We start from the raw sequence: 22,136 nt of genomic DNA, 5'->3' as shown, positions 1-22,136 counted from the left end.
TTTAGAGAAATTTGTTTTAAATTATTATTTTCACGCACTGAATAACCAGATTTCCACCTATGAAAAAATTTACATTATTATTACTTCTTCCCGCAATTTTATTTGCCCAAGAAAAAACCGCACCTGTTGCGCCAAAACAAACAGGAAAATACGATACCAATAAGTTTAGCCAAATGTATGATTTGTTAGCAACGCCTAACATGTTTCGTACTGCTTCTGGAGCTCCGGGTCCGGCTTATTATCAGCAACAGGCTGACTACAAGATAAATGTAGAGCTGGATGATAAAAAATCTAAATTAACAGGGTCTGAAACGGTTACTTATTATAACAATTCTCCAGATACTTTAGAGTATTTATGGGTTCAATTAGACCAAAATCAAGCTGCGAAAACGTCACAAACTCCATTGGCGGAAAGCCAAAGAATGGAGCAGGTTTTTCCTGCTGGAAACTTTGCAAATAAGTTCTTGAAACAAGAGCAAGAGCGTGGTTTTAACATTGAGTTCGTGAAGGATGTAAAAGGAAATGCTTTGTCCTATTCGATCAATCAAACGATGATGCGTATTAATTTATCAACTCCAATGAAACCTGGTGAAAAATTCACTTTTTCGATCAATTGGTGGTATAATATTAATAATTACAGGCAAGATGGTGGTCGTTCAGGCTATGAGTTGTTCGAAAAAGAAGGAAATAAATTATATGTAATTGCTCAGTTCTATCCTAGAATGGCTGTTTATAATGATGTTGAAGGATGGCAGAATATGCAATTTTGGGGAACGGGAGAATTTACGTTGCCTTTTGGAAATTTTGATGTAAACATCACCGTACCTGCAGATCACGTTATGGAAGCTACAGGGGAATTGATGAACAGAAGCGAAGTATTTACTGCTGAGCAAGTAAAAAGATATGAACTGGCTCAAAAATCATTTGACAAACCAGTTGTAATTGTTACTCAAGCGGAAGCAGAAGCAAGTGAAAAAGGCTTTTCAGAAAAGAAAAAAACATGGAAATTTAGTGCTAAAAACGTAAGGGATTTTGGAATTGCCACTTCTAGAAAATTTATTCTGGATGCGATGGCAGTTCAATTGACGAATAAAACAGTTATGGCAATTTCAGTTTATCCTAAAGAAAGTAATCCGCTATGGGGAGAAACGTCTACTAGAACTGTAGCGCATACTTTAAAAAGTTATTCAGCACATACATTTGACTATCCTTATCCAAAAGCGGTATCAGTTTCAGCAGAAGATCAAGGTATGGAATATCCAATGATTTGTTGGAATTATGGTCGTCCTGATGAAAAAGGAGTGACAAGTGAACGTATTAAAAACGGAATGATAGGTGTAGTAATACATGAAGTAGGACACAATTTCTTTCCTATGATTGTAAATTCTGACGAGCGTCAGTGGTCTTGGATGGATGAAGGGCTTAATACCTTTATGCAATACATGGCTGAACAAGAAATGGGAACAAATTTCCCTTCAAGTCGCGGACCTGCAAGTAAAATTGTTCCTTACATGAGTGGAGATCAAAAATTCTTGGAGCCAATTATGTCAAACTCTGAAACGATAGTTCAATTTGGTGCTAATGCTTATGGTAAGCCGGCAACGGGTTTAAATATCCTTAGAGAAACGATTATGGGAAGAGAATTGTTTGACCATGCTTTCAAAGTATATGCAAACAGATGGAAATTCAAGCATCCTACACCAGAAGACTTTTTTAGAACTATGGAAGATGCATCTGCAGTAGATTTGGATTGGTTTTTCAGAGGATGGTTTTACTCAACTGATTTTGTAGATATCGGTGTGAAAGAAGTAAAACAATATTACGTGTCTGAAACTGCTACTAAAGATCTAAAAGACGCTGTAGTAAGAAGAGGACGTTTTGGTCAAGAAAAAGGACCTTTCGTTTATTTAGTTCCTGGAACAAGTGAAGAATTGTCATCAAAAGATAAGAAAGCATTAGCAATTGCAGATGTAAATTTACTATCGGAGTATGTAAACCAAAATTTTTCTGCGGATGAGAAATCAAAATTAAAATCTCCTAAGTTTTTCTACGAAGTAGAGTTTAATAAGCCAGGAGGAATGTTAATGCCAATCATCGTTGAATTGACTTACGAAGATGATACGAAAGAAACATTCAAATATCCAGCTCAAATTTGGAGAAAAAACAATGATACCGCTAAGAAAGTGTATGCAACTGAAAAAGCAATCAAAAAGATTCAGATAGATCCAAAATTAGAAACAGCTGATATTGATGTAACCAATAACGCTTGGCCTAAAGAAGAAGTGAAGTCTAAATTTGATTAAATAAAGACCTAAAATTAAAGAAGACTCTGAAAAGAGTCTTTTTTTTATGAAAAAATTAAAAGTCAAAGATTCAAAATTAGGTATATTTGTAGCAATAAAAAATAAGAAATATGTTTGGCATAGGAGGAGGAGAGTTAATTTTCATCATGTTTATAGTACTCATGCTTTTTGGGTCAGATAAAGTACCAGAAATAGCCCGTACTATGGGTAAAGCAATGGCACAATTAAAAAATGCCACTAATGATATAAAAAGTGAAATTCAAAAAGGAGCTGAGGCTAATGGATTTGATACACAGACATTAACTGATTTCAGAGGAAATATCACATCGCATATCAATAAAGCTAAGGATGATCTATTGGGAGATACCTCTCAAATTACTGATATAACAGGAAATATCACTTCAGAAATTAACAAAGCCAAAGACAATTTACTTGGTGATACAACCACTCAAATTGAAGCTACTAAAGAAATTATAGAAGACGTTGCAGGACCTATAAAACGTCAGATGTAATGTTGGAAAAATTACTTTCTTTAGATACAAAATTATTTGTTTTTTTGAATGGATTTGGGTCGGAAACGTATGACGGACTTTGGTTATTTGTCACCAAACAAAGCAACTGGATTTCTCTTTTTTTACTTCTGTTGTATGTCATTTATAAGAAACTAGGCGCTAAACAAACCTTGTATTTATTACTCTTTGTAGCAGTTTTAGTTACATTTACAGACCAAACAACCAACTTGTTCAAGAATGGATTTCAACGATTACGCCCTTGCAATAATCCTGAAATTAATTCCTTTATTCGTATAGTTCAAGTCAGAAATTCATTTAGTTTTTTCTCGGGTCATGCTGCAAATTCAATGGCAGTTGCGACATTATTATACTTTACTCTTAGGCAGTATTTCAAATATTTTTGGCTGTTATTTTTATGGCCGCTAATCTTTGCTTATAGTAGAATCTATCTGGGATTGCATTATCCGTTAGATATTTTATCAGGCTATTTGTTCGGATTTACTTTTGGTTTTTTGATATACAAAGGATACAAAATGGCACAACAAAAGTATTTTCCACTATAATATTTTTAGAATTATTAGGAGCTTTTTCCTGCTCTACGCTGTATCTTTCTAGTCTCGTTCTAAAAACGAGACTAGAAAGGATGCCGCTTCTATCAGGGCTAGGGCATTTGTTTTCAATAGAAATATCCTAAACTAAAGAACTCTACTCACTGTCAAACCATCACGAATAGGCAACAAAACCGTCTCTACTCTTGAATCAGTTGCTAATAATCGATTGTATTTCAGCAATACTTTTGTACTCAAATCATTCGGTTGTAACGGCTCCAAAACTTTACCGCTCCAAAGCACATTATCTGATAAAATAATCCCGCCTTTATTCATTTTTGGAACAATCAATTCAAAATAGTTGAGGTAATTTTCTTTATCAGCATCTATAAAAACCAAATCAAATTTCAACTCAAGTGTTGGAATGATATCAATTGCTTCTCCTAAATGTTGTACAATTTGCTTTCCCCAAGGTGATTTGTCAAAATGTTTTCTTTGAAAATCAACTAATTCTTCTTTGATGTCAATCGTGTGTAACTGTCCGTTTTCTTGCATGCCTTCGCACAAGCACAATGCCGAATAGCCAGTATACGTTCCAATTTCCAGAATATTCACAGGTCGAATCAGTTTAGACAACATGCTCAAAACACGACCTTGAAAATGTCCGCTCAACATTCGTGGCAATAGAATTTTTTGGTACGTTTCTTTATTTAACGCTGCCAATAAAGCAGGTTCTTTTTCGGAATGTTGCTCGATATAATCTTCTAATTCTTGGGAAATGAAATGCATTATTTTAATTTTTTTACAAAATTACAAATAACCAAATTCACAAATAACGAAAACCTCAAAATACTTACTAACTTTGCACCATGGAAATCGACAAAAAAGACATACGCGCCTTATCAAAAGAACAACTACGTGATTTTTTCGTTGCTAATAACGACAAAGCCTTTCGTGGGAACCAGGTTTATGAATGGTTGTGGAGTAAAGGCGCACATAGTTTTGAGGATATGACTAATGTTTCTAAGGGAACACGAAATATGCTGGAAACGCATTTTGTTATCAATCACATCAAAGTGGATACCATGCAGCGCAGTGAAGACGGAACCGTAAAAAATGCGGTTCGTTTACATGATGGTTTGGTGGTGGAATCGGTTTTGATACCTACAAATACAAGAACTACAGCGTGTGTTTCGAGTCAAGTTGGTTGTAGTTTAGATTGCAACTTTTGCGCTACAGCGCGATTAAAAAGAATGCGAAATCTGGAACCGGCTGAAATCTATGATCAGGTAATTGCCATTGATAAAGAAAGTCGTTTGTATTATAATCATCCGTTGTCGAATATTGTTTTCATGGGAATGGGCGAACCGCTTATGAACTATAACAATGTCTTGAAAGCAATCGAAATGATTACGTCTCCGGAAGGTTTAGGAATGTCACCTAAACGTATTATGGTTTCGACTTCGGGAGTTCCTAAAATGATTAAAAAATTAGCTGATGATGATGTGAAATTCAAACTTGCCGTTTCGCTACACTCAGCAATTGATGAAATTCGATCTCGAATTATGCCGTTTAGTGCTAATTTTCCTTTGGCGGATTTACGGGAATCATTAGAATATTGGTACCGAAAAACCAAAAGTAAAATCTCCTACGAATATGTTGTTTGGAAAGACATTAATGATAATAAAGCTTCCATAGATGCTTTGGTGAAGTTTTGTAAATATGTTCCTTGTAAAGTGAATCTTATCGAATACAACCCAATCGATGATGGAGAATTTCAACAAGCTTCCGAAGAATCGATAAATGCATACATAAAAGCACTTGAAGCCAGCGGAATTGTCGTAAAAGTGCGAAGAAGTAGAGGTAAAGATATTGATGCTGCGTGCGGACAATTGGCCAATAAAGAAGCATAAAAAAAGCTGTCCGAAAAGTACTTTTGGACAGCTTTTTTTTTTTAAATATTATTTTTATTTTACTACTGAAGAGATTTCTTTTGCAATTGGATGATTGGCTTCAAATGTATATCCCATAATTTTAGCCATGGTTTGTGCAAATTGATCTTGGTACAATTGATTTTTCTCTTTCATTTCCCCTTTTGCTTCAATTTTCGGTCCCATAGTGGCAAACCATATTTCTGAAGCATCTTTAATTTGTGGTCCATGACTTGTCCATTCAGCTTTTATAAGATCGCCTCTGCCATGATCTGTTGTAAATACTAAAGCCGTTTTGTCTTTGTATTGAGGGTCATTTTGTACAAAGTCCCAAATCTCTTTAATCCAAGCATCCACTTGGTGTGCTGCATCTAAATAGGAACGATAAAAGCCTGCATGAGCCCATTCATCAGTTTCACCATACGAGATGTATAATACTTTTGGTTTGTTCGTTTTCAATTCTTCAAGAGCACCATAATGTGTAAATACATCCAGACATTCCTCCTCATGAAAAGGTTTAAATGAATCTGCTAGCATAGCATTAATTAATTTTTGTCTCTCTGTTGGTGTTTTTCCACCTACCTTATCAAAAGCAGATACCACTGGAAAACCTGCTCTTTTTTCGTTTAAAATATTATCAAAAGCATCCCATGCTCCAAAAGCAGCAACTTTGCCTTTTATTTTAGCTTGCTTGTTTAAGAATTCTAAAACAGTAATATTGGGATTTGCAGGATACTTATTTGAATTGATTAAAGTATCAGCGTAGCCTGTCATGATTTCGTTATAACCAGGATAACTAAACCAATAGGGATTGGCATTGTTTACCTTGTTGCCAAGGGTTCTGTTACCATAAATTTGTCCTTTTTTAGCTAAAACAGACCACATAAAAGGCATTAATTTTTCTCTTCGCTCGTTTACATTTTCAGCCCAATATTTTTTATAAATATAGGAGCTGTCGTTCTGATTGAATTTTTTGTCCTTTGCTAAACTTTCGTCCATTCCCTTGAACGCCTCTTGCCATCTAAATCCATCAGTGGTGATGATAATGATGTTCTCTGCTTTTTGGGCTTGGGAACTAACCGCAACAAAAAGTATCAGAATTAAAAATATTTTTTTCATTTTCATTTTTTATTAAAAATTATCCCACCATACTTTTGCGTTAATATTGTCGCTTCCTCCTATTTTTTGTATCGCCTCGCTGTTATTTTCTTTGTTTACTGATTGCTCTAAACTTGGATATAAGATTCTTCTAGGTACTTTGCCGTTGTTTTTAGCTCCCGGACCTGCTTGTATAAAACTTGGTTTTCCAGTTCTTTTCCAATCCAACCATGATTCTATTCCAGTGTGGTATAAAGCTAACCATTTTTGGGTATATAGTACTTCATTTGTAGCGTTATAGGGTGCTGTGACTGTCAAATAATTATTTGGCATTGTTACATTCCATTGTCCAAAAGAAGCTGTTACTGCGGTATCGTAATACATTTTGGCTGATCCAGTTGTAATAAGATTGCGTTGGCTCGCTTCTGCTAATAAGAAATTCAATTCACTATAGGTCATGAATATTGAAGATATTTTCGTTTTCGTATAAAAATAGTCTTCAGCTCTTCTAGAATATTTTGTTGGTTCCCCAATCTGATCTAACGGTAATCCAGGTCTTAATCCTAAATGATTCGTTGTTCCTGCAATAGGATCAATCCATTCATCAAGTCTGGGGTCATTATTTGCAATTAATGTATTCACTAAATTTGTGGAAGGAATTACAATATTGTAACCGTACAATCTGTTCACTCCATCACTCATAGGTGAAATATTAGGATAGCTTCCTGAGTACACATAGTTTGCATTGTCAGTATTCGATTGGAATAATGGATATACTGTTGGTTTTGTAACAATCTCATTTAATTTAGCGCTAACATTGACCTTATTTGAAATACGCATCAAGAGACGAACATGTAGTGAATTACAGAATTTTTTCCATTTCAACATGTCACCTTTATACAATAAGTCCCCTTCTACTTTTGATTTTACATTTATCATAGCGTTTGCATTCTCTAAATTTAAAAGCAGTTGCGTATAAATGGTTTCTTGAGAATCATACTTAGGTTTCAGTATCCCTGATTCTCCTTTTGAAGCTTCAGAATAGGGAACGTAACCATAGGTATCCGTAATTAGACTCATGGTATAGGTTTCAAGAACAAGACTAATGGCCTCGTAATTTTTGTCATTTAATGCAATCGCTTGTTTTTTAATATCGTAGATATCGTTAAGCCATTTGTATAGTCCCCAAAAACGGTTGTCAGCACCCCAGTCATAAATGTCTAATTGATTGTACTCGTAGAAACCACCATATTGAGCTGTGATGTCTCCAAAATCATAGGAGTTGGTCACGTTACTATTGGCCAAGTTGAAAATAACGTTGGGAAGCATCTGCTTTGGTTGTGAAGCAGTTGGTTGATTTTTATTAGTGTTGATTTCTTCAAACCCATCGGTGCAAGAAATACTAAGAGTTAATAGTACAATAAAGGCTATGATTTTTTTCATGATAATTTTTTTAGAATGAAGCATTTAATTTGATTCCATAGTTTCTGGATGATGGCAGTTGCAATACTTCGAATCCAGGTAATAATGTACCGCCACTTATTGCTTGAGTTTCTGGGTCAATGTTTGGAACTTTTGTCCAAAGTGCTAGATTATTCCCAACTAATCCAATACTTAAGTTTTGCATTTTTATCGCTTTGGTCCATTTGTCAGATAGTCTGTAATTCAAGCTTACCTCTCTCATTTTCACGTAAGAAGCGTCAAATGAATTGGCCTCAATATTATCTCTACGATAAGCATTGTAGTAATACCAGTTTTCCGCACTTACAGAAGTTGTGTTTGGGCTATATGTTCCATCTGTATTTTGAACAACACCTTTACCTATAATTCCTGTTTCTCTGCCTGGTAATGAAACGGCAAGTATGCCACTTTCCATACCAATTGAATTGGTCATTGAGTATATTTTACCTCCGTGTCGTACATCAAATAATGCATTTAGATTGAAGTTTTTGTATTTAAGATTAGTACTTAGACCCAACATCCAATCTGGATTGTAGTTTCCTATTTTCTTGATTTTCGTATCTAAAATTGGTGAACCATTAGTGTCGAATACAATTTGATTGTCAGGACTTCTTAAATAACCACGTCCGTACATATCTCCCATTCGTTCGCCAACACGAGCTTCAATTGTGCCGCCATTAGGACCTTGAGCAATAATATAATTGTCAATTCCCGGAGTCAATTCTTTTACAGTACCACGGTTTTGAGTGAAATTAGCGTTAAGTGACCATTCAAAATTTGCGGTTCTAACAGGCGTAATTCCTAATCCTATTTCGATTCCTTTATTTTGTATTTTACCTGCGTTGATTACGTTCGAATTAAATCCAGAAGCTTGTGACACATCTAAACCTACGATTTGATTTTTAGAATTGGTAATATAATAACTGGCATCAAGCGTAATTCTTTTTTTGAAAAACTGTGCTTCAACACCTACTTCATAAGATGTTGCAATTTCAGGTTTCAAATTACTGTTTAAAATAGTGCTAGGATTAGTTAATGTTCCCGCTAAAGTACCATTGTTGTATGTTTTAACTAATTTATAAGGATCAGTGTCGTTTCCTACAGAAGCTGCGTTTACTCTCAGTTTTAAGAAATCAATATTTTCATTCATTTCAAACAATGAAGTTGGAATAAAGCTTAATGAAGCAGAAGGATAGAAGTAAGAATTGTTGTCTGCCGGAAGAGTAGAAGACCAGTCATTTCTTGCCGTTAGATCTAAGTATAGAAAATCTTTGTATCCAATATTTGCAAAACTATACATGCTGTTAATACGTTTTTTGTAAATATTCCTAGATGAAATCGGCGTAACATTAATATTTTGTAAATTGTAAATTCCAGGGATACTGATTCCTTGTCCTTCAATTTTGCTTTCAGATGTGTATTGGTTCATGCTGTTAGCTCCGTACGATATTTTAACCGAAAAATCTCCAAAATTATGATCGTAACTCAATAACATATCGGCATTGTATTCTGTAAAACCAATCGTTTGTTCGCGGTACATTCCTGCAGCATATCTAGAAGATCCAATTGGTCGTCTTGACCATCTAAAATCATTAGAATTGTCCATTCCTATTCTAGCCATGAACGAAAAGTTTTCATCGATTTCATAAGTAGAAGAAATGTTTCCAAAAAGGCGCCCTTTTTTAAATGCATTAATGTTTTCATTAGCAATTTTAAATGGATTGTCTCCCCAACCAAACATGCTGTTTTGTCTCACATCTTTAACAATCCAGTAATCTTTAAGCCAATCTAAGTCTACATTGGTATGATTCCAAAGTAAATTGTACATGATTCCTTGACTTCCGTAACCTGTTACTGGAGTATTGTCACTAGCACTTTTTGTATAAGTAGCTACTGTGGCAATTTTCCATTTGTCTGAAATAGTGTAATTAAGGTTGAGACTTATGTTTTCTCTTTTTAAATTAGAATTAGGTACTATATCTTCGCTAGTAGTTTTTCCATAGCTTAGTCTGAAATTAGTTTTTTCATCTGAACCTGAAATCGATACTGAGTTTGAAATGGAATTTCCTTTTCTAAAAAAGTCATTTAAGTTGTATCTGAATTCAAATGGTAAAACTTGTCCTTGTCCTATTGCATATCCGGGACTTCCATTTTGTAATAAAGAGACACCTGAGTCAAAACGGGGACCTAAGTTTGTATCTGCACCAGGATCGTATACTTGTTTTGATCCCGCACCATAAACACCTTGTATTTCAGGTAATCGCAATGCTTCGCTTGTCATGAAAGAAGAAGAGAATGAAACGCCAAGTCCTTTGCCTTTTTTACCTGATTTAGTTGTAATGACAATAACACCATTTGCCGCTCTAGAACCATAAAGTGCTGATGCGGCTGCTCCTTTTAATACGTTTACGCTTTCAATGTTTTCTTGATTAATTTCTGAAGCTCCATTGCCATAATCAGTTGGTAAGTCAGTTTGAGTAGTGGGACCGCCTCCTACACCATATACATTATTATTGATTGGAATACCATCAACAATAAACAAAGGGCCGTTATTGTTGATGTTCAAAGATTTATCACCACGGATAGTAATTCTTGAAGAGCTAGTGATTCCGTTTCCTGAGCCTGTAATTTGAACTCCTGATATTTTACCTGTTAAGTTGGATACAAAATTTGCCGAGTTTACTTTATTGATATCCTCTGATTTTAACTCTTGGGATGCATACCCTAGTGCTCGTTTGTCTCTTTTAATTCCTAAAGCAGTTACAACGACTTCGCCTAGTGATATAGAATCATCTTGCAATGTAACATTTAGGTTTTCTTGGTTAGTCACTAAAAGTTCTTTGGTAATGAAGCCCATAAAGGTGAAAATCAATATTTTTCCCTTTTCGGTTTTAATAGTGTAGTTTCCATTTTCATCTGCAGCGGCTGCAGTTTTAGTTCCTTTAACTAAAACAGTTGCTCCAGTTAGCGGGAATCCGGATGAATCGGTTACTTTTCCTGAAATTGTAGTGGTTTGCGCAGTAGTAATATGTGCGCAGAATAGAAGTAAAAGAAAGAGTAGATTTTTTCTTAAAATTTTCATTTGTTTGTTGTTTTGTTTTGAGGTGCAAACATATATCTCTGCTACTCGCGTAAGATTAAGATAACTTTAACAAAAAGAGATATGAAATTAAGAATAGGTTAGCAATGTTAAGGAGAATATTTTTTTAGAATGAACCACTTAAATTGGATTTAAGGCTGAATATATTTGTCAAAAGATGTAACTTTGAATCCTAAATGAATGTCACTTCACAAATAAAACAGCCCATTTTCAATGAAATGGAACTTTTTGAAAAAAAGTTCTATGAATCGATGACTTCACAAGTGGCTCTACTCAATAGAATTACCTATTACATAGTAAACCGCAAAGGAAAACAAATGCGTCCTATGTTTGTTTTTCTAACGGCCAAAATGGTTTCGGCCGGAATAGTAAATGAACGAACGTATCGCGGAGCTTGTGTTATTGAACTGATACATACTGCGACATTAGTTCACGATGATGTAGTGGATGATAGCAACCGCAGAAGAGGTTTTTTCTCGTTGAATGCACTTTGGAAAAATAAAATTGCGGTACTTGTGGGTGATTATTTATTGTCCAAAGGATTGTTGCTTTCTATCGATAATGGAGATTTTGATTTACTCCGAATTATTTCTGTCGCTGTACGCGAAATGAGTGAAGGCGAGTTACTTCAAATTGAAAAAGCCCGAAGACTTGATATTACAGAAGACGTTTATTACGAAATCATTCGGAAAAAGACAGCAACACTTATTGCTGCCTGTTGTGCTCTTGGTGCAAGATCCGTTATTGAAGATGAACTTCAAGTTGAGAATATGCGCAAGTTTGGAGAACTCATTGGAATGGCTTTTCAAATAAAAGATGATTTATTCGATTATACCGATGAAGCCATTGGTAAACCAACCGGAATTGACATCAAAGAACAAAAAATGACGCTGCCTCTTATTCATGTTTTGAATACGTGCACTTCCAAAGAAAAAAGCTGGCTTATCAATTCTATTAAAAACCATAATAAAGATAAAAAACGCGTCAAAGAAGTTATTGCTTTTGTAAAAAAAAATAACGGATTACTTTATGCAGAACAAAAAATGATAGAATTTCAGCAAGAAGCCCTTTTGCTTTTAGATAATTATTCTGATTCTGAGTTTAAAGATGCGCTGATTTTGATGGTAAATTATGTAATTGAAAGAAAAAAATAATTTTTTTTTAAATATTTTTTTCTCGTTAACTACCAGTCTTATTGACTTTTTTGTTTTTTTAATTTTAAAATCAAAATTTTTTCTATTTAAGATGCAACCTTTTTGCATCGTCAATCGTCTATACTTATAGAAACACTTTATAAAAATTTTGAAAGTAATCAACTTACATCAGGAGGGAAATGAATTAATCCAGTTAGCTGTCGAAAACAATCGGCAGGCACAACAGCAGATTTATACTAAGTTTTCTCCAAAAATGTTAAGCATTTGCCGCCAATATATAAAAGACATTCATCAGGCCGAAGATATCATGATTACTGCTTTTATGAAAGTGTTTACGAATCTGAAGAATTTTCAGCACAAAGGAAGTTTCGAAGGTTGGATTAGAAGAATTATGGTCAATGAATGTATTTCTTTTATCCGAGTTGAAAAAAAGCTAAAGTATAGTGAAGATGAAACCTATTTTGAAGAAAGTTTCAATAATATCGAAAGCCAATTTTCAATAGACGATATCCAATTTTTGATTGATAGTTTGCCGGATGGATATAAAATGGTTTTCAATTTATATGCTATCGAAGGATTTAAACATCATGAAATTGCTAGTATGTTAGGGATTAATGAAGGGACTTCAAAATCGCAATTATCACATGCCAGGAAAATGCTGCAAGCACAGATTAATACCTTAAAAAATTACAGTTATGGAACCGAATAAATTAGAAACACAGTTCAAAGAGCTATTAAATTCTAGGGAAATCAAACCATCAGAAATGGCTTGGAGCAAATTGGATGCAATGCTTACGGCTGCTGAACCGAGCAATAGCGAACAAGCGAAGCAAAAACCAAAAGCTAAATTCCCTTGGATGTTTATAGCCGCAAGTTTTGTTGGGTTTTTATTGTTAGGGACCATTTTTTTTAATGGATTTGACACTGTGAAAATAGATCCAACTACTCCCATAGTTCTAGAAGAAAAAACAGATAGAAATAATTTAGAAGCGCCAGAAATAATCAATGAAGGTATTTTGCCTAGCCAAGTTCAAAAAACAACAGTAGAGACACATAAAGTTGTTGCTGACAATAATAATCTAAAAAAGCAGCCAAAGCAACTTAATAATACAGAAGAAGATGTTTTAATCATCAATCAATCAAAAGAGAATGAGGCTGTAGTTAATTCTTCTGAAAACAAGAATTACCAATCAAGAAGTGTAAATAAATATATTTCAGCAGAAAAATTATTAGCAGAAGTTACGAATACTAAATTTGAACCAAAAGCTACTGATAAAGCAATTGAAAAAACTAGAACAGTTATTTCAGTAAATCCAAACAGTTTATTGGCAAATGCTGAAACAGAATTAAATCAATCATTTAGAGAGTCTGCATTGAATAAATTCAACAAGAATTTTAATGCTATAAAAACAGTTTTAGTTAATAGAAATTACGAAGAATAAATCAAAATCAATCATCAATCAAAAAACGAAAATCATGCAAAAAATTATTTTAATCACAACAATTGTGTTGCTTTCCTTACTAAGTAAGGTAAATGCTCAAGGAGTAGACGCTATAAAAAACAGTTCAGACTGGCATTATAGGGGTTCAAAAGCAGAAAGTTATGAAATGGGATCAGATGCAGGGGCTGAAAAAAACAATCAAACGGTTTACAAAATTAAATCGATTCAAAGTAAAACGAATGGTTTTGGTACTATAATGAAAACCATACAACCGGATGCATTTTTAGGAAAAACAGTCAAAATGACTGCATATGTAAAAAGTGAAAATGTAAAGTCATGGGCAGGTTTGTGGATGCGAGTAGATTATTATACTGCAGCAGTTTTAGCTTTTGATAATATGCAAAGAAGACCCATCAAAGGAACTAAGGATTGGACTAAATATGAGGTAGTTTTATATGTTCCAACTGAGGCAACAGCTATTTCGTATGGTGTTTTATTAAATGAAACTGGGCAAATTTGGTTTAAGGATGTAGCAATAGAAATAGTTGAGGATTCCCTTGAAGAAACTGGACAAAATAAAGGAAGAGACCATAAAGCAATTTCCTTTGAAACCAAAGCCAAAGCTATTAGTAACGAAATTAAAGCCATTACAGATAATGAAAAAAATGCCTTAAAAGCGGCTGTGGAATTAATAGACAATGACTTAGAAAAAGGTGTTGTCACTAAGGAGCAAGCAAGTGACCTTAAAATGCAAAAAGCAAAAATTCATGCTTCAGCCATTGAGGCAAAAGTGAGTGTTGAACAAGCAAAGTTAAATCAATTGGTGCAAGATAAAGTTGATGGAAAAGTAACAGATGAAAAGGATCATAGAAGCGGAGGTCGAACAATTATTCTAGGTAACAATCCAAATTCAATTGGTTCTCAAACTGAAATTAATATCACCTCCATGAAGGTTTATAATGGTCAGGAAGATAAAGAAGAACGCCAATCTAAAAGAACTACTTCACAATTGGTATTAGCTACTGGATTGAATAATGTAGTGACCGATGGCTCTATTCAAAAATCAGATTTCAGGTATTTAGGTTCTCATTTTTATGAATGGGGAGTAACTTATAATACCAGAATTTTAAAAAACAATAATCTATTGCATGCAAAATATGGATTTTCAGTGATGTATAATAATTTGCGAGCTACAGATAATAGGTATTTTGTAGCGGATGGAGACCAAATAAATCTGGAGGTAAATCCAATTCGTCAGGATGATACTCGTTTCAAGAATGTAAATTTAGTATTTCCAGTGCACTTAGAATTTGACTTCACAAAATCCAAAGAAAGAGATGGGAAGACCTATTTTAAAACACACGATAGTTTCCGTGTTGGTTTAGGAGGATACGTTGGTACAAATCTAAAATCGAAGCAACATATAAATTATGATATTGATGGGTATAAGTCAAGAGAAATAACTAAAGGTGATTTTAATGTTGATAGTTTTATATATGGATTGAGTACTTACGTAGGATATAAAGCTACCAGTTTGTACTTGAAATATGATTTAAATCCATTGTTTAAAGACAATGCAGTGAAGCAAAATAATGTTTCTGTAGGATTGCGTTTTGATTTTAATTAGAAATTGTTTTAGTTAGTTTTATACTTTGAAAAGCACTTTGAAAGAAGTGCTTTTTTTGTTTTAGATATTGAATTATCAACTTTGATTTGCGTATTTTTACAGACTTTTCAATTATTAAATATTTTATCCAATTTGATTTCAAAAGCCACTATTGATACTGTTTTCGAAACCGCCCGAGTAGAGGAGGTTATCGGTGATTTTGTGCAATTAAAACGAGCAGGAAGTAACTTTAAAGGGCTAAGTCCATTTTCTGAAGAGCGTTCGCCATCATTTATGGTATCTCCAGCCAAAGGAATTTGGAAAGATTTCAGTTCTGGAAAAGGGGGGAATTCCGTGGCTTTCTTGATGGAACACGAAAAGTTCACATATCCGGAAGCTATTCGGTATTTAGCCAAAAAGTATAATATCGAAATCGAGGAAACGGAGCAAACGGATGAGGAAAAAGCCAATACTGATGTTCGAGAAAGTATGTATTTGGTTTCAGAATTTGCAAAAACCTATTTCCATAATACACTTTTAAACTCTGAAGAAGGGAAAGCAATTGGCTATTCTTATTTTAAAGAACGGGGTTTTACCAATGAAACCATAAAGAAATTTGGATTGGGTTATTCCCCAGAAGCTTGGGATGCTTTTACTAAGGAAGCATTAGGCAAAGGATATAAATTAGAGTTTCTGGAAAGTACAGGGCTCACAATTCCCAGAGAAGACAGGCCTTTCGATAGGTTTAAAGGGCGTGTGATGTTCCCAATACAAAGTATGTCAGGAAGAGTTTTGGGTTTTGGAGGAAGGATTCTTACCAATGATAAAAAAGCCGCAAAATACCTAAATTCACCCGAAAGTGAAATTTACCATAAAAGTAAAGTGTTGTATGGTATTTTTCAAGCCAAACAATCCATTGCGAAACTGAATAATTGTTATTTAGTCGAAGGGTATACGGATGTAATTCAGTTCAATCAATCTGGAATTGAAAATGTTGTCGCTTCCTCAGGGACAGCTTTGACGCCAGATCAAATCCGATTAGTAAATAGATTGACAAAAAATATTACCGTTCTTTTTGACGGTGATGCGGCCGGTTTGCGTGCTTCCATTCGAGGAATCGATTTGATTCTTGAAGAAGGAATGAATGTAAAAGTATGCACTTTTCCTGACGGAGAAGACCCGGATAGTTTTGCCAAAAAAACATCTTATGATGATTTAGTTTTATACCTTGAAAATAATGCTAAAGATTTCATTCAGTTCAAAGCATCGCTTTTGATGAATGAAGCCAAGAATGATCCCATAAAAAAAGCAGACTTGATTCGAGATATGGTAGTCAGTATTTCGAAAATTCCGGATAGAATTCAACGCGAAATTTATATTCAGGAATGTTCCCGAATTATGGATATTTCAGAGCAAGTGCTTGTGAGTACCTTAGCGCAATTGGTGCAAAAAGATGTTGTTGAAGTTGGAAAAAAACAAAAACAAGAGCAAAAAGCTTTCGAAGTTGTAAAAAATGAAAATCCTGTTGATGCTGAAAAAGTAGATACTTTGGGTATTGTAGAATGTGAAATTATAAACATACTTTTATCATACGGAAATATTTCTGAAAAATTTGAAGGGGTATTGATTGGAACTAATCCCGAAGGGGAAGTTGGGGAAGTACTTGTAAAGAGAGAAAGAAAGGTTTATGAAGAAATATATTTAAGTCTACAGGAGGATGAAATAGAATTTGCAACTGGTTTGTTTAAAGAAATTTATAATGATGTAATAAGTGTTTATTTGCAAAATGATAATTTTAATTTAGAGAGATATCTAATGCATTTGAAACCGGAATTTGCTCAAATAATTACTGATATTGTGATGAATAATGAGAAATATGTATTGCATAATTGGGAAGGACAAAATATTTTTCCGAAAACTAAATTAGAGCAATTGAATCAAAATGTAACAGATAATTTATTTACGTTAAGATGGTATTTGATTAGTCAATTTATAGAAAATGCTAAGAACTCAGTTTCAAAAGAATCTGAAATAGATAATAGTGAGGTAATAGCTGAAATAATGGATTATATTAAACTTAAAACAAAGTTCTCTTATAAAACTGGCAGAGTAGTAGTGAGATATCATTAAAAAGCTCTCTATCATCTGAAGCTGGTTCAGATAACACAGAGCCTTTGTCTATGGTTATGGATTATAATATATTAGTCCATTCGTTTTCAAAAAAATTAGGGAGAGTTATGTCGCGGTACTAAACGATCTCTAAAGTTTTTGCTTTGTTTACCAAGTCTACTAAATTAGTAACATTTAGTTTTGTAAGTAATCGTAATTTGTACGTACTAATTGTTTTTTCGTTTAGTTTTAGAATATCAGCTATCTCATGATTTTTCTTCCCGTCACTTAGATAGCGTAAAACTTCTACTTCACGATTAGAAAGCTTACGATATAAGCGTTCACTCTTACTTTGTTTTGCAATTAGTGCTAGATTTTTCTTTACGGTTTCATTTATAATTATCTTTCCTTGGTGGACTTTGATAATTGAAACTCCTAAAGTTTCTAGTTTTTCTTTTTTGTGGATGAATCCTGAAACTCCCGCTTTAATAGCATTAGGGGCATAAATTTGTTCTGAAAGACCACTGAAAATGATAATTTTAGTTTTTGGAAAATTTTTCAAGACTGCTTTGACCTCAAAAATACTGGAAAGACCTTCCAGCTCCAAATCTAAAACTAAGACATCAATCTCTTTAGTTAAAAGTATATCCCGTACCATCAAAAAATTACCAACATTGGCAACTATTGATATGTCTGCATTATCTTTAAAGTAAGATTTTACTCCAAAATGCACAACAGGATAATTGTCGGCTATACATACTTTAATCATGATTTTAAATTTTTAGAATTATTTGTTATTGGAAATGTAAAATTAATAAATAAATTCTGTAATTAATTGTAAATCAATATAAAATGTGACTTCTTTATTCTTTTGGGATAAAACAAACAGGAATTGCTGTCATTTTATGTTGATTGATAGTGTTTAATCGCTTATAAATCTCGAAAACAGCCTTTTCTCTTCCTGAAAAAGCATCCGAAGATTGTCCAGCTTCATCTTGGGTCATTGCCCATTCCAGTTCGTCATAACTGGCGCCTAATTGATCTTCATCGGTTCTTTCATCTCCAAATAATCCATCAGTAGGTGATGCATTTAAAATGGAGTCTGGAACTTTTAAATAACTTCCTAAAAGAAACACTTCAGACTTCATTAAATCTGCGATAGGACTTAAATCAACTCCGCCATCACCATATTTTGTATAGAAACCCACTCCAAAATCTTCTACTTTATTTCCAGTTCCGGCGACCAATAAAGAATGAATCCCAGCAAAGTAATACAGAGTTGTCATTCTTAATCGTGCTCGAGTATTAGCAAGCGATAAATGAAGTTTTGCTGTATCCGAGACATCTGGCACAACTGTCTTGAAAGTTTCAAAAACAGAGGTTAAATCAGCTTCAATGCTGGATACATTTGGAAATCTTTTTTTTAATTGCTCAATATGCTCCCGTCCTCGAGTTACATGACTTTGTGCTTGATGGATGGGCATTTCAACGCATAAAACTTTTAATCCTGTTTGTGCACATAATGTTGAGGTAACTGCCGAATCTACTCCTCCGGAAATCCCAATTACAAAACCATTTACTTTTGCATTTTCTGCATATGTTTTTAACCAATTTACGATGTGGGCATTCACTTTTTCAACTTGTAATGTGCTTTTTTTAGTCATAATAGTTTACGTTTTAAAAATCAGGAATGTATATTTGCAAAATAAATTTGTTGCGCATTCGTTTCCCTAGATTCTTTGGAAACAAATTTAATTAATATATATGAAAAAATATCTGTTTCTTGTAGTCTTTTGTCTCTTTATTTTATCTTGTGATAAGAAAAATAAAGTAGAAAGTGCTGTTACTGCAATTCCTTTGGAAGTAAAAGTGGAACGCTTTGATAAAATATTTTTTGAAACTCCACCACAGGATTTAGAAACAGTAAAAAAACAATTTCCGTTTTTTTTTCCTCCAGGAAATGACAATAGTGTTTGGTTGAATAAAATGCAAGATCCGTTATGGAGAGAATTGTACATAGAAGTACAAAAAAAATATGGTGATTTTGAACCAGTAAAATTAGAGTTAGAAACACTTTTTAAGCACATCAAATATTATTTTCCTAAGACAAAAACACCCAAAGTAATCACTGTAATCTCTGAAATGGATTATAAAAACAAAGCTATTTATGCGGATAGTTTAGTTGTAATTTCGCTCGAATTATATTTAGGGAAGGATCATAAGTTTTATCAGTTTCCAAATTATTTAAAGCAAAATTTTGAGGAAAGACAAATCGCACCTGATGTAGTATCGAGTTTTTCAGCACGTAATATTCCACCTGTTTTAGACAAAGATTTGCTAAGTCAAATGATTTATTATGGAAAGCAATTGTACTTAAAAGACTTACTTTTGCCGGATTATACCGATGCTGAAAAAATGGGATATTCTCCTGCGCAAATTATATGGTGCCAAGAAAATGAAAGTTATATGTGGCGTTATTTTATTGAAAAAGAAATGCTTTACAGTAATGATCAAAAATTAATTTCCCGGTTTATAAATCCGGCTCCATTTTCTAAATTTTATTTAGAAATTGATAATGATTCCCCAGGTCAGGTTGGTTCCTGGATAGGATGGCAAATGGTACGCTCTTATATGAAAAATAATGATGTGCCTTTGGTAGATTTATTAAAAACCAATGCAAAAGAAATATTTGTTAAATCAAAATACAAACCCAAAAAGTAATGTCGAATAAAAATACATCAGAAATTAAGTTTCTAATTGAGTTAGATGAAAATCGTGTTCCGGAAAAATTAATGTGGTCTGCAAAAGACGGTGGAGTAGAACAAGAAGAAGCAAAAGCAATTATGTTGTCTATCTGGGACAGCAAGGCTAAAGAAAGTATGCGAATTGATTTATGGACTAAAGATATGCCAGTTGATGAAATGAAAATTTTCTTTCACCAGACTTTAGTGGCAATGTCTGAAACATTTAAACGTGCTACTGATGACGAAAAAATGGCTGATACCATGAAAGATTTCTGTGATTATTTTGCGGAAAAATTGGAGTTGACAAAATAGAATAGATTCTAAATCAAAACAAAAAATCCCAAAACTAAATTATAAGTTTTTGGATTTTTTTATATAATAAAATGTAGTTTCTAAAATTGATTATTATTTTTAAAAACCTCTTGGTTTACTTCGTCAATATAGGTTAATAACTCTTCTTTTCCGGTAGATTCTGTTGCGGAAGTAACAAAATAATGAGGCATTTCGGCCCAATTGTTAGCGAACATTTTCTTTTTGTAAGCCGCAATATGAGAATCGATTTTTACTTTACTGATTTTGTCTGCTTTGGTAAAAACAATACAAAAAGGAATTTCACTTTCGCCCATATAGGACATGAATTCAATATCTATGGTTTGCGCTTCATGACGAATATCAATCAGAACAAATGCACAAACTAATTGTTCTCTTGTTTCGAAGTAGTCAGTAATAAATTCCTGAAAAATTGATTTCGTTTTTTTAGAAACTTTAGCATAACCATAACCTGGTAAATCTACAAGAAACCAATTGCTGTTAATCAAAAAATGATTAATTAATTGTGTTTTTCCTGGTCTTCCTGAAGTTTTAGCTAACTTTTTATGATTCGTTAGCATGTTTATCAAAGAGGATTTCCCAACATTTGATCGGCCTATAAAAGCATATTCCGGCAAAAAGTCTTTCGGACATTTGGCTACATCGGAGTTGCTGATAACAAATTCGGCAGTATTAATTTTCATTTTTTCTAGGTGTAAAATTCTCCTTTTGGGATTAGTGTACTGATAAATGCGTGTTTGTTAGCCAGTCTTCTAATAAACGATTGAATTCATCAGGATGCTCCATCATAGCAGCATGACCACATTTATCTATCCAATATAAGGTAGAATTAGGTAATAATTTATTGAATTCTTCTGCAACATCAGGAGGTGTAACTTTATCGTTTTTTCCCCAAATTATACAGGTTTGAACATGCATTTTTGGCAAATCTTTTGCCATATTATGACGAATCGCACTTTTTGCAATTGTCAGTGTTTTTATCAATTTTATTCTGTCATTTACAGATTCGTAAACTTCATCAATAAGTTCTTTGGTAGCTACTTTTGGATCATAAAATACATCCTCAGCTTTTTTCTTGATGTATTCATAATCACCTCTTTTAGGATAGCTGTCGCCCATTGCGCTTTCATAAAGACCAGAACTTCCGGTTATTACAAGGCCGGCTACTTTTTCAGGATACATTTTAGTGTGGTATAAAGCAATATGGCCACCTAATGAATTTCCTAAAAGAATTACTCTGTCAAGTCCTTTGAATGTGATGAAATCTTTAACATATTTTGCAAAACTTTTTACATTCGTTTTTAAAATGTTTTGAGTGTATATAGGTAAATCTGGAATGATTATTTTATATCCCTTTGTAGAAAAGTAACTTGCAACAGCATCAAAGTTGCTAAGTCCACCCATTAGCCCGTGCAAGATGACAATTGGAGTTCCTTCGCCTGCTTCATAATAGCTATATCTACCTTCTTTTTTATAGTGTTTTTCCATTTTTTTTGAATGCGGATTTTCAATTTTGACAAATATAGGATTTAATAAATAAAAAAGAATTTTTACAACAATTTTAATTGTAAAATTATGCGGGTCGTGGTAAAAATAGAGGTCTCTTTATTTGCTTATTCGGGCTTCAAATTTCATTTATTTCGAGCTTGTTCTTGTCATTTTAAATTGAAATATCATTGTATTTCACCTCCTTTTTTCAATAACATTACCTTTCTTACAAATAAAACAAAAGTGACCTAACGTTCTGACTGTCTAAAAATTAAGGGTTTTTGGCTGGAAGTGGTTAAACTTATTAACA

At 33.5% G+C, this 22,136-nt stretch carries 19 protein-coding genes; 11 read left to right on the top strand and 8 right to left on the bottom strand.

Translation table 11 applies throughout. The features are described 5' to 3' along the window. The first annotated feature begins 59 nt into the window (after positions 1-59). The 3 genes from ACNQF8_RS01570 (at position 60) to ACNQF8_RS01560 (ending at position 3,378) form a co-directional block, all read left to right on the top strand. Positions 60-2,303, top strand: a complete 2,244-nt coding sequence (locus tag ACNQF8_RS01570) for a M1 family metallopeptidase (RefSeq protein ID WP_417952775.1) — start codon at positions 60-62, stop codon at positions 2,301-2,303. 110 nt (positions 2,304-2,413) lie between these two features. Then, on the top strand, positions 2,414-2,815 hold the full coding sequence (locus ACNQF8_RS01565; protein ID WP_315206685.1) for a Sec-independent protein translocase subunit TatA/TatB: 402 nt from the start codon (positions 2,414-2,416) through the stop codon (positions 2,813-2,815). Beyond that, positions 2,815-3,378: a phosphatase PAP2 family protein gene (locus ACNQF8_RS01560; protein ID WP_417950523.1), complete on the top strand. Its 564-nt coding sequence runs from the start codon at positions 2,815-2,817 to the stop codon at positions 3,376-3,378. The genes ACNQF8_RS01565 and ACNQF8_RS01560 overlap by 1 nt, the downstream gene beginning before the upstream one ends. 132 nt (positions 3,379-3,510) lie before the next feature. Here the strand turns inward: ACNQF8_RS01560 and ACNQF8_RS01555 are convergent, their stop codons facing one another. Then, positions 3,511-4,152 carry an O-methyltransferase gene (locus tag ACNQF8_RS01555; protein ID WP_417950522.1) on the bottom strand — a complete coding sequence of 214 codons (642 nt, stop codon included), beginning with the start codon at positions 4,150-4,152 and terminating at the stop codon, positions 3,511-3,513. Between the two features lie 80 nt (positions 4,153-4,232). Here ACNQF8_RS01555 and rlmN point away from each other — a divergent pair, with 80 nt between their 5' ends. After that, positions 4,233-5,276, top strand: a complete 1,044-nt coding sequence (gene rlmN / locus ACNQF8_RS01550) for a dual-specificity RNA methyltransferase RlmN (RefSeq protein ID WP_417950521.1) — start codon at positions 4,233-4,235, stop codon at positions 5,274-5,276. Positions 5,277-5,330: 54 nt separating this feature from the next. Here the strand turns inward: rlmN and ACNQF8_RS01545 are convergent, their stop codons facing one another. The 3 genes from ACNQF8_RS01545 to ACNQF8_RS01535 are packed head-to-tail and all read right to left on the bottom strand — an operon-like array spanning position 5,331 to position 10,935. Continuing rightward, positions 5,331-6,413, bottom strand: a complete 1,083-nt coding sequence (locus ACNQF8_RS01545) for an alkaline phosphatase family protein (RefSeq protein ID WP_417952774.1) — start codon at positions 6,411-6,413, stop codon at positions 5,331-5,333. Positions 6,414-6,425: 12 nt separating this feature from the next. Further along, on the bottom strand, positions 6,426-7,835 hold the full coding sequence (locus tag ACNQF8_RS01540; protein ID WP_417950519.1) for a SusD/RagB family nutrient-binding outer membrane lipoprotein: 1,410 nt from the start codon (positions 7,833-7,835) through the stop codon (positions 6,426-6,428). Positions 7,836-7,845: 10 nt separating this feature from the next. Continuing rightward, positions 7,846-10,935, bottom strand: coding sequence for a SusC/RagA family TonB-linked outer membrane protein (locus ACNQF8_RS01535; RefSeq protein WP_417950518.1), 3,090 nt, complete (start codon positions 10,933-10,935; stop codon positions 7,846-7,848). A 194-nt stretch (positions 10,936-11,129) separates the two neighbouring features. Between ACNQF8_RS01535 and ACNQF8_RS01530 the strand changes: the two genes are divergently transcribed. The 5 genes from ACNQF8_RS01530 to dnaG all read left to right on the top strand — a co-directional run bounded on the left by ACNQF8_RS01530 (position 11,130) and on the right by dnaG (position 17,285). Continuing rightward, a complete protein-coding gene (locus ACNQF8_RS01530) occupies positions 11,130-12,107 on the top strand; it encodes a polyprenyl synthetase family protein (RefSeq protein WP_417950517.1) in 978 nt (325 codons plus the stop codon). Between the two features lie 148 nt (positions 12,108-12,255). Then, positions 12,256-12,816 carry an RNA polymerase sigma factor gene (locus tag ACNQF8_RS01525; RefSeq protein WP_417950516.1) on the top strand — a complete coding sequence of 187 codons (561 nt, stop codon included), beginning with the start codon at positions 12,256-12,258 and terminating at the stop codon, positions 12,814-12,816. Then, positions 12,803-13,549: a hypothetical protein gene (locus tag ACNQF8_RS01520; RefSeq protein WP_417950515.1), complete on the top strand. Its 747-nt coding sequence runs from the start codon at positions 12,803-12,805 to the stop codon at positions 13,547-13,549. The genes ACNQF8_RS01525 and ACNQF8_RS01520 overlap by 14 nt, the downstream gene beginning before the upstream one ends. A 34-nt stretch (positions 13,550-13,583) precedes the next feature. Next, complete coding sequence (locus tag ACNQF8_RS01515) at positions 13,584-15,176, top strand: hypothetical protein (protein ID WP_417950514.1); 1,593 nt, start codon at positions 13,584-13,586, stop codon at positions 15,174-15,176. 132 nt (positions 15,177-15,308) lie between these two features. Further along, entirely contained in the window at positions 15,309-17,285 is a 1,977-nt protein-coding gene (gene dnaG, locus ACNQF8_RS01510) for a DNA primase (protein ID WP_417950513.1), read from the top strand. 118 nt (positions 17,286-17,403) lie between these two features. On the opposite strand, the gene ACNQF8_RS01505 is transcribed toward dnaG, so the two are convergent. Further along, positions 17,404-18,033 carry a LuxR C-terminal-related transcriptional regulator gene (locus ACNQF8_RS01505; RefSeq protein ID WP_417950512.1) on the bottom strand — a complete coding sequence of 210 codons (630 nt, stop codon included), beginning with the start codon at positions 18,031-18,033 and terminating at the stop codon, positions 17,404-17,406. A gap of 94 nt (positions 18,034-18,127) precedes the next feature. After that, a complete protein-coding gene (nadE, locus tag ACNQF8_RS01500) occupies positions 18,128-18,928 on the bottom strand; it encodes an NAD(+) synthase (protein WP_417950511.1) in 801 nt (266 codons plus the stop codon). A gap of 100 nt (positions 18,929-19,028) precedes the next feature. On the opposite strand from nadE, the gene gldB reads away from it, so the two are divergent. Together gldB and gldC are read left to right on the top strand one after the other, a co-directional pair. After that, positions 19,029-19,985, top strand: a complete 957-nt coding sequence (gldB, locus tag ACNQF8_RS01495; RefSeq protein WP_417952773.1) for a gliding motility lipoprotein GldB — start codon at positions 19,029-19,031, stop codon at positions 19,983-19,985. Next, entirely contained in the window at positions 19,985-20,320 is a 336-nt protein-coding gene (gldC, locus tag ACNQF8_RS01490; RefSeq protein ID WP_091165314.1) for a gliding motility protein GldC, read from the top strand. The genes gldB and gldC overlap by 1 nt, the downstream gene beginning before the upstream one ends. An 80-nt stretch (positions 20,321-20,400) precedes the next feature. On the opposite strand, the gene yihA is transcribed toward gldC, so the two are convergent. Next, a complete protein-coding gene (yihA, locus tag ACNQF8_RS01485; protein ID WP_315206738.1) occupies positions 20,401-21,021 on the bottom strand; it encodes a ribosome biogenesis GTP-binding protein YihA/YsxC in 621 nt (206 codons plus the stop codon). A 31-nt stretch (positions 21,022-21,052) separates the two neighbouring features. After that, a complete protein-coding gene (locus tag ACNQF8_RS01480) occupies positions 21,053-21,826 on the bottom strand; it encodes an alpha/beta fold hydrolase (protein ID WP_315206740.1) in 774 nt (257 codons plus the stop codon). Positions 21,827-22,136: the final 310 nt, after the last annotated feature.

Origin of the sequence: Flavobacterium labens, assembly GCF_048286755.1 — a bacterium.
In the GTDB taxonomy this organism is placed as follows: Bacteria; Bacteroidota; Bacteroidia; order Flavobacteriales; family Flavobacteriaceae; genus Flavobacterium.
Note: the sequence above shows the minus strand (reverse complement) of the source record. Positions and strands in the feature narration are given on the sequence as shown.